The 15,180-nt window shown below is 41.4% G+C and carries 7 protein-coding genes; all 7 read right to left on the reverse strand.

The genetic code is table 11. The annotated features are described in order from the left end of the window. Window positions 1–58 precede the first annotated feature (58 nt). The 7 genes from AC07YT_RS08640 to AC07YT_RS08670 all read right to left on the reverse strand — a co-directional run bounded on the left by AC07YT_RS08640 (window position 59) and on the right by AC07YT_RS08670 (window position 15,010). Window positions 59–1,489: a sulfatase gene (locus AC07YT_RS08640; RefSeq protein ID WP_086544992.1), complete on the reverse strand. Its 1,431-nt coding sequence runs from the start codon at window positions 1,487–1,489 to the stop codon at window positions 59–61. Window positions 1,490–1,918: 429 nt separating this feature from the next. After that, a complete protein-coding gene (locus tag AC07YT_RS08645; protein ID WP_494945277.1) occupies window positions 1,919–3,724 on the reverse strand; it encodes a RagB/SusD family nutrient uptake outer membrane protein in 1,806 nt (601 codons plus the stop codon). A gap of 11 nt (window positions 3,725–3,735) precedes the next feature. Continuing rightward, a complete protein-coding gene (locus AC07YT_RS08650; RefSeq protein ID WP_494945278.1) occupies window positions 3,736–7,062 on the reverse strand; it encodes a SusC/RagA family TonB-linked outer membrane protein in 3,327 nt (1,108 codons plus the stop codon). A 371-nt stretch (window positions 7,063–7,433) separates the two neighbouring features. Further along, on the reverse strand, window positions 7,434–10,346 hold the full coding sequence (locus AC07YT_RS08655; protein ID WP_494945279.1) for a DUF8487 domain-containing protein: 2,913 nt from the start codon (window positions 10,344–10,346) through the stop codon (window positions 7,434–7,436). Between the two features lie 65 nt (window positions 10,347–10,411). Further along, window positions 10,412–12,847: a glycoside hydrolase family 95 protein gene (locus AC07YT_RS08660; protein ID WP_086544990.1), complete on the reverse strand. Its 2,436-nt coding sequence runs from the start codon at window positions 12,845–12,847 to the stop codon at window positions 10,412–10,414. Between the two features lie 1,019 nt (window positions 12,848–13,866). Continuing rightward, window positions 13,867–14,247 carry a carboxypeptidase-like regulatory domain-containing protein gene (locus tag AC07YT_RS08665; RefSeq protein ID WP_086544988.1) on the reverse strand — a complete coding sequence of 127 codons (381 nt, stop codon included), beginning with the start codon at window positions 14,245–14,247 and terminating at the stop codon, window positions 13,867–13,869. 109 nt (window positions 14,248–14,356) lie between these two features. Continuing rightward, window positions 14,357–15,010: a M23 family metallopeptidase gene (locus AC07YT_RS08670; RefSeq protein WP_086544987.1), complete on the reverse strand. Its 654-nt coding sequence runs from the start codon at window positions 15,008–15,010 to the stop codon at window positions 14,357–14,359. Between the last annotated feature and the right edge of the window lie 170 nt (window positions 15,011–15,180).

Raw genomic sequence — 15,180 nt, forward strand, 5'->3', positions numbered from 1 at the left:
TAATATGGAATAACGCACCAGGTTACCCCAGATCAAGCTATTCATTTCAGTTTCATTGCTAGTTTTCGCCAGCTACCGAGCCCTCAACAGGTTTATTGGTCGCGGTAATTTTGGTTGGGAGTGGCGCTTTGGTTTTCTTCATCCAGCTTAAAAGATCATCCAATAGTTCATCTCTTTTTTTCAGGTCAGCATCCGCCAGGTTATTGTGTTCGCCCTCGTCTGTTTTGATATTATATAATTCTACGGCATGGTTACTGTTAATTTTGGCTTTTCCTCCATCCAACAACCACTCTTCGAGGTAGAGGTGCAATTTAAAATCGCCTTTTCTAATTACCGCAACGGGCCGAGTTCTAAATACTTTATCGCGCCCTCTGATTACCGGATTATCGAGGTATCCAGGAAAATACCAATATATAGCCTTTCTGCTTGTTTCTGTTTTATGCCCAAATAAAAGCGGACTCAGGTCTTCACCATCACCTTTGAATGTATTGTTGCCAGCGATGGCCATAAAAGTAGGGTAAAAATCTAAATTGATAATTGGTGCAGAATTTACAGCTGCCGGTTTGATGTGACCGGGCCAGTAAGCGATAAAAGGCTCTCTTATTCCTCCTTCGTAATAGGATCCTTTATTCCCTCTTAAAGGTTCTTGCGAAGATTGTTGTGTAGCACCATTATCGCTTGTAAAAATAATCAGGGTATTTTTATCGAGCCCTGATTTTTTCATAAAATCCATCAATACCCCGATGCTGGCATCAAAATCGTAGGTGCAGGCGGCATAGAGTGCCATGTTGCCTTTTAAACCTTTTTGCTTAAATTTCTCTATCGTTTCTGGTTTTGCCTCCAGTTTAGAATGAATGGCATTATGCGCAAGGTAAGCGAAAAAAGGTTTTTCCCGTTTGGTTTGCATAAACCTGATGGCCTCATCAGTTAAGGTAGACACCCCTTTTGGATCAATCTGCCCGTCGGTTCCCATATTGGTTTTTGGTCCACGGAAATACTGATCAAAGCCTTGTGCTTCCGGTTGAGTTTCCTGCGTTTCGCCCAGGTGCCACTTACCAAAAATAGCTGTAGCATAGCCCTGCCCTTTTAATCCCTCGGCTATGGTTACAAATGTGGGGTTCAGCTCCGTATTATTGCGTACCGGAACCAGCCTCATCTGATCTACAGGACCTCTGGTGGTACTTCCTACTGCGTAAACGCCATGTCTGGGCGTATAATGACCACTTATTAACGAAGCACGGCTGGGTGCACAGTTGCCTGCGCCAGCGTAAGCATTATTAAATACCATTCCCTTTTTCGAAAGCGCATCAATATTTGGTGTTTCCATAAGCTTACTGCCGGTAAAGCCACAATCCATATATCCAAGATCATCAGCAAAAATGAGCAGGATGTTGGGTTTGGTTTTCACCTGTTTATTCTGGGAATAAAGGGTTAAGCAGGAAAAGCTTATTAACACGGCTAAAGAAAATATTTTAATGAATGTCTTCATAGGGATGTTTTTAAATGGATTTTAACTAATGATTAATGAGCAGACCTTCGTCTTCTTAACATCAACAATTTTCATCAATACCAAACAAATATAATAACAGTTTATTAACTCATTTAAACGATATATTGTCAATTGGAGCGCCCCCGAATTAAAGCCATAATAAAAAGGCCCGGGTAAACCCAGGCCCATTATCAATCATTATCATTTTGCCGATGTAATGATGATTTTTTTAATATCCGATTGGAGAGCCCCCCCCGCTAAGTGGCCAACCAGGATTTTGATAAATGGGAGATGAGGCTAAATCTCCGCCGTTTGCAGTAATGGAAAAATTTTGAATACCGATAGGGCTTAAATAATGTGCCATTGCCCAACGCACCCCCTTATAAGAATCGGCATTACTTTTTACTTCAAACGGCCTTAAATAAACACTCAATGCGGGGTCAGAAACAACTGCGTCACTATTTGAAGCCCATAAACGATTTGCTTAGGGGTGTACCAGTTCTGCATAGGTCCCCATAGTTTAAATCCCTCAATATGGGCTGGCGTAGTAATCATTTGGTCCATAGCTCTCCAGCGCCTCAGGTCCATGTACCTTAAGCCTTCTGCCATTAGCTCATCACGTCGTTCACGGCGAATATTATATAATGTCGGCGAAATTAACTGACCGGCCGAATATGCCCCCCAATCTAATTTTTCTTTAGACATATCGGTCGCTGCGATAGTGATATTAAAATCAGGGTTAACCTGGGCTCTTGCCCTGATTTTCTGCCAATAACTTGTAGCGCTTGCATCCAAAGATCCGTTTTTTTCATAGCAGGCCTCTATATAATTCAGATAAGCTTCAACAGCCCTAAAAACAATACTGCCGGTATAACCTCCACCATTATTTGCCTGGGCTCCATCATAACTTATACCTTTCCTGATGGTGTAACCGGTAGTATACCTTTGTTCTGCGTTCGAAGCATATATCAAAGGGGTAGGTTCAACATCGGTTTCGTGACTCCCTTTGCCTTTGTTTATCAACACATTTAACTGTCCAGGCTCTTTTAAGAAAAGATTTAAACGGCCATCACGGTTTGTTCGCTGATTGGTAATATAGTCATCACCGGCCCAACCGCTTCCAGGGGCATAAATTGGTAATCCATTGGCCATCAGAAAACTTTCTACCATACTGCGCGTCAGGCCAATTGCATTGTTGCCCAATTGCGCATATACCGGTACGTTATGTGTCCCTACAGCGTTTGTTGCCTGCCGCCACAACAGCACTTCGCTATAACCCGACATGTCCAGCGCACCAAACATGCTAAAATATGGATTTTCATTATTGGGAGAAACGATGGTTCCGGTGTTTGTTACCAGCGTTACCGCATCAGCAACTCCTTTTGCCGAGGTCATGGCTTCTCCCAGAAAATATTGAATCTCATTGTCTATGCTTCCTGATTTAAACTGGTAGTTGGCGTTATAAGCCTTTGCTGCGCCTGGCCAGTTTGGACCGTTTGGCACAAATGCTGTACCTTTAAAATATTTAAGCCATGTGCCTTCGTACAAGGCTACGCGAGATTTGAGCAGTAATGCGCAATTTCTGGAAAGTCTGTTTTTTGCGGCATTGTACTGAGGCTGCATCAACATTGCTGCAGAATCAAGGTCCGACAAAATAAAGCGGGCAACTTCCGAACGTGGCGCGCGTTTGCTAGCCTCCGTTAATATCTGGCTATCATCGGGAAATATTGTCTTTATAATGGGAAAATCGCCTAAATTCCGCAGCTTGCTAAAATAGGCGAAAGCCCGTAAAAAATACATTTCTCCAATGAACTGGTTTATATTGTTTTGGCTGCCGGTTATTTTTCCGGCTTTCCAACGCGGTATAACCGTTTGAAGGAAGTAATTGCACTGGAATATATCAGTAAAGTTCCAGTTGCCATCCAAACCTGAAGGAACTTTCACTAAACCAGGTGCAAATCTGTTGTCCTGAGAAGTGCCCACCTGGTTGTCGGTTGCCTGATCAAGTGAAAAAGTTCCAAAAGTATAATTACCCACCTGCGCGTGCGATGGTAGCATACCATAACGGGCAATGGCATAAGCGCCCAGTTGGGATTCCTCAATTAAATAATCATCCGGTGTAATATCAGAGGGGGGAGTTACATCAAGTAAATTCTTTTTACACGATGGAATTATTAACACAGCTAACGCAATGATGATAAACCAGGCATAGTTTTTATTTCTTAAATTCTTCATTTCTTATTTATTTAAAATGTAACATTTAAACCGAAGGAGATAACTTTTGTTAACGGATATGCGTTTCCTCTCGCTCTGGGCGTGTCCTTTGCACCTCCGTTTATAGTTTCGGGATCAAACTGGGACGGAACTTTGGTTAAGGTAAACAGGTTATCACCTGAAACGTACACTCGCAATTTTTGCAGGCCGATACGTTTGGTTAATGATGGCGATAAACTATATCCCAGCTGAAGATTCTTCAACCTCAAATAGGCGCCATTAAGTAGATAAGCGGTTTGCATATTGTGGTTTTTATTTGTGCCAAACACTGGTCTCGGAAAATGAGCATCTAAATTTTGGCCTAAAGGGTTATTAGGATCAGCACGGAAATAATCTAGTTGCTCTCCTTCAAGAACTGTAGAATAGTATACATTATCCGTGATTCCCCAATAATAATAATTGTCAATATTAGTACCACCAGGCCAGAAATCCTGTTTTAATACCCCTTGAAAAAAGGCGCTCATATCAAAACCCTTGTAGTCAAAATGCATATTAAATCCAATCTTATAACGTGGTGTTGTATTACCAATAACATGCCGATCGCCCAGATTGCCTATTGTTCCATTGCCTGCGTCTATTTTGCCATCGTTGTTGTAATCGGCATACATAATATCGCCGGCGCCCCAGGAAGAACCAAAATAACTTTGGCCATTGCTGCTGCTAGCCAGGTGTGCATCCATCTCTGCCTCGGTTTTGGCTATTCCTATTGTGGTGAAACCATAAATGTTTCCGATTTTCTGCCCTGGTATATAGGTGTTAGTTGTACCAGTAATATTGGGGTACCTGGTGACGGTCGTTTGATCATCAGATAAACCAAGGTTAAAACCATAACCAAGTCCACCCTTTGTACGGTCTTCCCAGGCAACCGTTAACTCCCAGCCTTCTGTTTTTAAATCAGTGTTATTTGTGGGAGGTACTTCAATACCAAAAGTCACCGGCAATTCTACTGCAGGGCCTAGCATGTTTAAAGTTTTGCGGTTATACCAATCGAAAGAACCTGTTAGCCGGTTATTAAGAAATCCATAGTCAATACCTAAATTTAATGTTCTAACCGTTTCCCAGGTGAGCGTTGTACTTACAGGTCTGGGAGCGCCCGCGGTATTGGGCTGTATGCCATTCACTAACCAACTGCCATTAGCAGTGCCTACCGGCATGATAATATAGGTTGGATAAAAGAGGTTTGTATTCTGGTTGCCTACACTGCCGTACGAAGCCCTAAATTTAAAAGTATTTAAAAATTTGGCATGCTCTTTAAAGAAATCTTCATTTGCTACGTTCCATCCTGCAGAAAAAGAAGGAAAATAAGCCCAGCGTTTGTCTTCACGAAACCTTGATGAAGCATCGTATCTTAAGTTTGCTTCGAACAGATACTTATTGTCATAACTGTAATTGATCCGTCCAAAATATCCGGCTGTACCCCATTTCTGATATTGGCCACTAACATTTGGAGGAATTACCAATCCGGTGTAGCTTAAACCCGAAGTGGTATTGATTGTGGGTGACTCTGGTACAATAACTCCATCTCTCGAAGCATATATATCGCGATACTTGAAAGATTCCGTTTGTGCACCTAAGGTTATCTTGAAATAATGATTTTTAATATTCTTCTCATAAAAACTATAAATATTACTTTCCAGGTAATCTTCTTTATATCCTTTTTCATTCACGCTTGAACCTGTTGAATAAATGATGGCATTGCCCGCTACATCATGGTTATATCTTTGCAGATAATCGGTATGATCAAAATAATTCATCGTACGGAAATTAAATTCCCCAAAGGTTTTCCAGCCTTTTATTGGCTCTGCCACTAACTGCAATTGATGCACCATCAGATCTTGCTGGTGTTTATATAACCCTCCATTTAGTAAGGGTGCTGCAAATGAGGGAGATTCGAATAAAAAGCCATTGGGATCATAAAGTGGTAATGTTGGCCAGCCTTGTCTTGCCAAACTCTCATAAAGCCCACCGCCCAATGCACTGGGCTGCTGTATCTGTTCGCGTACGTTACGGGTAGTGTAGTTAGCCGTAACATGATCAGAAATTTTTGTACTGATCTTGGCGGTAACGCTGTAACGGCTATACAGATCTTGATTTAAGGCCAGCAAACCCTTTTGGCCCAGATAGTTTCCGGATAAGTAATAGGTGGTTTTCGCATCGCCACCGGTTAAACTTAAATTATGTTCCTGTGAAAAGGCAGAATTGGCATAAACCACCTTAAAATAATCAATATTATCGTTGCCATACGCGTATCCATCACCCCATTGTGATGGGTTATTTGGATTAGGAATAATAGCTGTAGTAATCTTGCCGCTCATATAATCCTGTATACGCAGCAATTGATCTGCCCGAAATATATCCGAAGAATTTCCATTTCTGCTGGCTTCATTAAAAACCAGCGCAAAGGTGTAGGAGTCGACCGTTTTTGGCAATGTAACAGGGCTCGTAAAGCGGAAATTATCATTGTAATTCACTGATACTTTACCAATCTTTCCTTTTTTGGTAGTGACTAAAATTACGCCAAAGGCTGCCCTTGAGCCATATATAGAAGAGGCGGAAGCATCCTTCAAAACGGATATATTATCTATATCTGCGGGGTTAAGTGCGGTTAATGATCCATCCATACCGTCGATCAAAACCAGCGGCGCTGCACTCGAAGCCGAGCTAATACTACCGGTTCCACGAATATCGATAGACGGCGGTGTATTAAATGCACCGTTTGATTGCGTAATATTCAATCCCGGTACAATGCCCTGCAATGATTGTAAGGCATTAATAACGGGCCGGTTTTCCAGTTGCTTACCACTAACGGTTCCAACGGCGCCAGTCAAATTTACTTTTTTCTGGGTACCAAATCCTACCACCACCACTTCATTAAGTACCCGGTTATCTGATTGCATCTTCACATCAATCACTGTTCGACCACCTACAGGGATTTCTTGTGTATCAAAGCCCATATAGGAAAATACGAGCACCGCATCATCTCCCGATACGGTTAATGAATAGCTGCCATCTGTATTGGTAACTGTACCCTTCCCTGTGCCACGCTGCGTTACCCCCACTCCAGGAAGTGGATTTGCTTTATCATCGGTAACTTTACCGGTGATTATTTTGTCTTTTGGGATTTCCCGACTGATCATTTTTGAATGATCCAATACACCAGGGCTATAAGATCCCAAAGTATTTCGAAAAGCATCAATATGGATCGGCGCACGTGCTTCTGCACCACCATATAAAAATACCATGAAAGTATTTATAACCACAACACTAAAAAAGAGTGCGGTCTGAGATTTTTTTTTCATAATTAATTTTTTTAATCAGTAATCATTTTTTTTAATTAAGGCCTTTTCAGAACCTGAAAACAGCATACAACAGCGTCATTCAGGCTATTTGTCACCTATTTTTTCAGGAAAAACGAAAGATTTTCAAGGCCTGCGGAGCTAACCCTGTAACGGACTCACTTTTTCATGTCTGTTGTATTTTTTCTCCATACATTAATTTTTAGTTTATTATTATTTGGTTTATTCTTGGTTTATAAATAAGTCACTCAGGCCTACCCAACCTAGGGGAGAGGGCAACATTCAGAACTTCTCAAACTGCTGCTGCCCAACATCCCTTTGGTGTTTCAACTCATTTGTGTTAGTTGTTTATTAGCTGTTTAGCAAAGCGCTTGTCATTTCAATATTAAATCCAGTTGTGCTTTAGTTAAGGTCACCGGGGGATTAAATGCCGCTGACTGTGCATACATCATTATACTTTTGTAAAGTTGTTTGGCTACAATATCCTGCTTAAGTCTGCCTTGCAAATCGAGTGAGCAGACGATTAATTTGCCTTTCTTAACCTTACACTCAAATAAAAGGGCCAGTTTATTGTTTAATGTAGGATCGTCAATCACGTAAACCAATGGATTTAGCTCATGGGGAAGTTCATCCAGTACCATTGCACCATTACTAAAACTGTCTGTCCTGCCATCGGCATGGGTTAAATTCCACCATTGCCATTCGGAATGATCTGCGGTTGGGAAATAATTAAAAACAGGATTTTTAGGCTTACAATATATCCCATAGGTTTTAGGTTGAGCTGAAAAAAGAAGTACATTCCAAAACGGCGTCGGGAATCGTATTGCCTGTGCCTGTTTTAGTTCAGGATGCAATAAAACTACCGTTTGGCCATCTTCAAGACGCTTCATGGCTGCAGCATCCAACCGCCTGGTTACCGATAAACCCGTTACCGATACTGATTGATCTGAAGGATAAACCCAAATATTCCATTCGTTAACAATTGTTGCATTTGAGGTACGAATCTGAATGGTTAGTTGCTGTGCTTTTTTTACACCTGTTAGCGAATAATGAACGGCTCCAACCCGTGTTAACCCACCCGATAGAATGGGCTTGTTTTGCAACTGCCCTTGTCCGATTATTTTCTTTTGCTGATCAAGAACTACATAATAGGGCTTGAGGGTAATATTTTCCATTGAATAGTTCGCAAAATCTACCACACTCTTTATGGTGTCAGTATTCAGCCAAACATATTTTTCCAATCGCAAGAGTGGTACAACCGGCGAGCAGAAATGCCTGAATTCAGCAGGTGAGATTATGCCTTTTGATTTCCAAAAAACATCAAGAATCCCAACAAGTGCTGTGCCCTGTCCAGGATAATCATGCAGATCGAGGAGTTGAAAGCCACCATAATTCGGGGTACGCAAAGAACGTTCTATTTCTTCGCGGTAAAGTAACAGGGCGAACTTACCCGATGCGGCCGAAAAAGCCTGATTTAATGGCAGCAGGCCTTTTTGCTGCATGGATTGTCGCATCCACTCCAGGTTTAATGGACGGAGTATACCCGTATAATCTTTTATTTGATTATAGTTAGGGTACACACACCATTGTCCTATCTCATGGGAAATGCAGGGTATAGTTAAGTAAGAGAGTGCATTTCGGTAATCTGAAGATGATTGAGGGACAGAACGATCGAAAACATCTTCGCCTCGTTTCATTATCCGCCTTCCATTTTCCAATCCGGCATGAAGCGCAAGGTATTGATCAAACTGGCCCGGCTTTAAAGCACCCCCAGCTTCTGGGTTTGTGGTGCGGGTATATAAATGACGTTTATTGTCGATGGCTTTCCCATAAACCACCAGCCGATCCAATATCCCGTAATCTCCGGTTAATTCATTTCCCATGCTCATCAGGCAAAAAGAAGGGTGGTTTCCGTAGGTGATCAGTATCCTCTTCAGTTCATCTTTCAGGAATTGATCGCGGGCGGCATCTTTACCGATAGGCGGCGCATTGATATTGAACAAAGGCAGCTCGCATTGAAGATAGATTCCAAGCTCATCTGCCGCTGCAAAGGCTGCGTCGGGCGGGGTGAAAGAATGGAACCTTACATGGTTCAAGCCGTAACTTTTGATGATCCCCATAATTCTAATCCAGTCTTTTTTATCCGTTGAGGGATAACCGGTTAGCGGAAAGGCGCCTTCATCGTGTGTCCCCCTTAAAAAAACAGGCTGTTTATTGATCACGAAATTGCCGCCCCTGGTTTCAAATGACCGTAAGCCGAATAACTGCGTGCTCACACACCTGATATTTTTTGCTGCCAGACTGACCTGCACCATATACAGATTCGGATGAAATTCATCCCATAACTTAAAGCCCTTTGCGATGGGCACAACAACTTTTAGTGTAGTATCCCCGCTCTTTAAATGTGGCTGAAGATTTATGCTATAGATGATATCCTTTGATTTAGAACCTGAAATACGCAGTTCAATATTGGCGTTTACTCCTTTGTCAAGCGAGTTATGCGCTTTTACATGTACCTCAAATTGTTTTAGATCAGGATTGGTATAAACATTTATACTTTCAACAGCCATACTTTTATGTGCAGACATTTCCATCCGGCCGATGATACCGTTCCAAATGGTTTGTACTTCATCGGAATAGGCATGGCTCCATTCCCCTATGTTAAAAATTCTTGCATTATCAATACAGATGGAAATAGTATGCCTGCCCGGAGTCAACTGCCCCAGTTGATAATCGTGAGGTGACAAGAGGCTCGATTGTGAACCAAAGGATGCGCCATCTACCCATAACTCGGTATTCCACATACATCTTTCCAATGAAACCGACAACTGGCTGCCTTTCCACGATTCGGGAACAACTATCGACCGCTGGTACCAGGCTTTACCGGTGTAGCGACGGGTTCTGTTTAATCTTGCCAGCGGACCCGGGAGTTTATGTTCAAATAAGCTAAAATTCTCTTGTCCTATAGGCTCTCCATAACCGCCCTGTTCAAGTGATCCGGGGAGTGTAATTGCTCCATGATATTTGATAAACCGTTCTGCCAGGGATTTTTCTATACGGATAGTGTCAATATCTTTTGAAAACCACATGGCTTTTTTTCCTTCATCCATCGGATCGAGTAATACCCGCCAATTTCCTGCTAAGGATAATTTGTTCGAAATATCAGCAGAAGATTTTTGAGTGAGAGGTGCCTGTGCATACAGCTCAACAGCTACACTTAAGTTGAAAAACAACAAAGTAAATACAGGCATGCGCTTGCAGAAATTAAACATTGTACTTCTTTTCATGGTATGAGAAAATAACATTTGGTCAACTGTTGCAGGTGATGGTTTTTTATCTATTTTAATTCAAATTAAATTGCTGTAATGCGATAGTTTAGCCCTTTCTTTGAAGTGAACGTAGTGATATAGCCATTTGCAGTTTTTGTTGATTTGGCCGCAATACCCGCAACTTTAACAGGGTTGGCCGTACGGATTCGGCATGCGCCGCCCGCTCCTGATAATACAGAAGCGCTCACGAGCCGCTTATTTTTCCAATCCATATCCACCGTGAAATTGCCACGCGCTTTTAGTCCGCTAATATTGCCTTCAGCCCAGGCATCGGGCAGGGCGGGCAGCATATTAATCTCATCCGACTGGCTCTGCAACAGCATTTCGCACATACCGGATAAGCTGCCAAAGTTGCCATCTATCTGGAATGGCGGACATGAATCAAACAGGTTAGGATAGGATCCACCTTCTCCGCTGATGTGGTGTATCACCGCACGTATCATTTTATAAGCGTGGTTACCATCCAGCAACCGTGCCCAAAAGTTAATCTTCCAGGCCAGGCTCCAGCCTGTACCGCCATCGCCTCTTAACTCCAGTGCTTTTTTGGCTGCTGCCGTAAATTCGGGTGTTTTAACAGGCGATATCTCGGCTCCGGGAAATAATCCAAACAGGTGCGATACATGGCGGTGTTGCCGTTCGATATCCTCATAATCTTTATACCATTCCTGCAAATTGCCTTTTTTGCCGATGTGCAGCGGATAAAGCAAAGCCTGTTTAGCTATAATGCTATCGCGGAAAGCCTTATCATAACCTAATATATTAGAAGCGCTAATAACGTTGGTGAACAGATCCCGGATGATAGACATATCCATAGTGGTGGCGATAGACACATGTTGCTCCTTTCCATTCTGATCACGATAAGCATTCTCTGGCGATACCGAGGGGGCCGTTACCAGGTAACCCTGATGAGGCACCAGCCAGTCCATACAAAACTGTGCTGCACTTTTCATCAAAGGATAAGCAGTTTGGCGCAGGTAGTTTTTATCTTGTGTAAACTGGTAATGCCACCATAAATGCTGCGACAGCCATGGCGAACCCATGGCCCAGTTAGCCCACCTTGGATCTCCTGTACCCTCGCCCACCGGGTTAGATATGGCCCAGATATCGCTGTTGTGATGCACCGCCCATCCGCGTGCATGGTAATATTGGGTAGCCGTTATTTTGCCGGTTACGGCCGCATTTTTTATATAATCAATAAATGGTAATTGCATTTCCGACAGGTTGGCTGCCTCTGCGGGCCAGTAGTTCATCTGTACATTAATGTTGGTGGTATAATTTGCACTCCAGGCGGGGCGGAGGTCCTTGTTCCAGATCCCCTGTAAATTGGCTGGCATCCCACCCGGCCGCGAACAGGATATCAGCAAATACCTGTTGTATTGAAAATATAATGTTTCGAACAATGGGTCTTGTACACCATTCGTGTATTTTATCAGGCGTTCGTTAGTAGGTAGCGTGGCATTTGAATTATCTGCCGGAACGGCCAGGTTGAAGTTTACCCGGTTAAAATAATGATGATAATCTGCTGTATGCGCACTCAGCAAAGCAGGCCATGCTTTCATCAATGCTTTGGCAAGGTACTTTGTGGCGAGTTTATTCTCGTCCTTCCCTTGGGTAACCGGACTTTTGTCGAAGCCGTTAAAACTGGTCGCTGCCGAAAGGTAAACCAGCACCTCATCGGCATTTTTTACAGTGATGCCTGATGTATCGGTGCTTACCGAGCCGCCTTTGTTTATCGCTTTCACCAATAGTTCATAACGCATGCCGCGTTGATGCAGACTGTCGTCCCACTCAATCGGGTTTTTGGTATTGATATAATTGGGTTGGATATGCGCAGGTACTTTGCCCCTCATGGCTAATCCATTATTGGAGATGGCTACGTTTTGGTGCTTTAATACATTGCTGGTGGCCAGCTTAAAACCTAGGGCGCCTGGCCTGCTTGCCGTAAAGCGGATCACCATTACCTGGTCGGGTGCTGAGCTGATCATTTGCCGGGTATAAGTTATTCCACCGATAGTGAACCTGGTGGTCGTTATGGCATTTTTGATATCCAGGTCGCGGTAATAGGCAGATGGATCGTTGTCAGGGAGATCCTGCGTGATGGAAAGATTGCCCAAAGGGAAATAGGAGTCGCTGTAATTGCCCTGCATGTTTCTGGCTAATTGATCTCCCGCCGCATAATCCTCATTCTTCAAGAGGGCCTCGCGTGCCAGCAGCAGGTTGGCGTAAGCTCCCGGGTTCATATTGGTACGCATAGGGCCGCCCGACCATAAAGTAGCTTCATTCAACTGGATCAATTCATGCTTTACCCCGCCATATACCATAGCACCAAGCCTGCCATTGCCTAGCGGCAAAGCTTCTGTAAATTCTTTGGCAGGTTGCTTGTACCAAAGCTTCAGGTTGTCCTGCGCAAAAGTTAGTGATGGAATAAATATTGCCAGTACAGCAATGTAATTTTTCATTTTTATATGTTTTAATATTTTCAGGAGGACTGACTGGCAGCGTATAAGATTTGGATGAAATTCGTTTGGTAACCTAAATCTCTTAGCAACTGGCAAAACAACTGATCGCATTGTATTCCTGTCCTTTAAAGGAATTGAGGCACATACAATACATCAGGCTATAACCAGCAGTTTACAGCCAGTCAGGCCGTAATTTTTTCACATTATTGGATCTCGGTAATGGTCTTGTTTGGTTCAAGCAGGTCTGTTTGCCTGAATTTTTAGAAGTGTTATGATCGCCAGGGCTAAGTATTTTCATCTTTCTGAGTCATCATTCTATTTTTATATAAAGGTTTATAAATGGTTATCTTTTGTTAATCACGCTTATGCGCTGTTGCTCCATCGAATTTCCAGCCGCCAGGTATGCGCTATGCGCGCACCTGTATCAGTTTTCCAGCATTGATTTCTACAGTTTCAGCATCAATTTCTACGCTGACCTTATCAAATGCGAAAGCAACAGGAATAATTCCTGGCTTCCACGATCAATTGTCAGTTTACTACAAATTATTTGCTACAGCCAACATTCGGTCAGCTACGGCATAATAAAATATAAAAACAGCATGCTCCGGGCCCACTGGCCAAAGCAATATAAATGTGGGATGATTGGACTTCCGTCCTCAGTTGGGATGTGATTCAGGTTGAAATACCTGATAAAGAAAGATTGCCATTACCATTAAAGGGATTTAATAGATTATGCAATCGTAGAAACTAATTTAATAACTAATAATAGAATAACAAAATTATTTTAAGCATTTATTCTAAAGTAGTTTTTGCAATGGAGATCTTTCAATCTCAAATAAACAGCGTTAGCTATAAATTTAATGTTATTTATTGCTTACCATTCAAAGTTACAGGCCAGCTCATGAAAACTGGAAACTTTGGTCATAAAAAAGGCCTGGGTTTTTCCAGGCCTCTAAAATTAGATCATTATTTTGCGGGTGTAATCACGATTTTCCGGTATTTGATTGGTTTCAGATAGTTTAATCTACAGTTTGTTGAAGTGATTCCTTTAACCTAAAGTTTATGACTAAAGAATCTCCTTCGACAATAGTAATTTTTCTAGTTGATAATTGATTATATCCGATTGCAACTGCACGAAAAATATAAGTACCTTTCGATACCTCAATTTTATATTTTCCACTTAGATAATCACTCTTACCTAACAACTCATAGTTTGTTGATTGAATTCCAGAGCCGCCCAAGCTTATTTTGCTTTTTCCATCTGAAACTAATCCGGTAATGATAATTTTATTAGAAGTTGTTTTGAATTTACTTACTGAATAATTATTTCTGTTTATAGCACAATTACTAAGAAAAAGCACAAAAACAATATTTACCACAAAAATTATTCTATTTTTCATCTTTTTAAATCAATTTCTTTCTATGGTGAGTATTTAAGCTATTATCATCGCTTTTTGTAAGTATTAAAAACATTGGTCGAATCCAATAGATTAATAAGGTCATTATATTTTATATTGTTCTTTCACGTACATTTATAATTTTGAACCTTCCACTTTTATCTTTTTTAAGTTCTAATAAAAAATTATGTCCAGTGGCTCTGAAAATTAGTTCAATAAAAATGAGTTTATTATCTAATTTCAAATCCCCCAATTCTACCAATGTAATTGGTTTAAAAATATCCATCCCTTTCATGAGCTGTTTCACATCTGTATTTATGGGCAAAAGAATACACTTCTTTCCATCTATAAAGATTTCGGTATGCTGTAAATTTTCAGGTATGATAATTTGCAAAGGTTGATTATAATATTCCTTTGGTAAAACTTTTTTACCTAAAATATGATGCAATGATTCTTCAATTATGGAGATAGAATCTTTTTGATCTAAATAATTATAATTACCGCCATTGGTACTAAACCCACTTTTGATGACGATACCGCTGACTGGGCTTAAAATTGGCGCATCCAACTCGCCAAAAATATCAATGCCCCGGTGGCTACCTAATTCTCCCCAAGGGTAATACCAAAAACTTTTCTGATTCCAATTGATGATCGGTTTAGCACCATCTACCGGAACGGCTATTTTCGTGTAAAAATCTTTTATATTGAGGAGAGAAATGATTACAACAAAAAAAGCTATAATCAAATAAATTTTCTTTTTATACATTTTTGCCAACTATTTAGCACTGTAGATAAGTTATTTTCAGTAGAAACATAGTATGATAATGTACGTTTGCCTGTATTTGTATTTTTTTATTTGGACTTAATAAAAAACTTGATCAAACAATTTATTAAATGATAACTGAATGTTCATCATGCCAGATAGTAGCATCTAAC

The sequence above is a fragment of the Pedobacter sp. GW460-11-11-14-TSB4 genome (assembly GCF_059423705.1).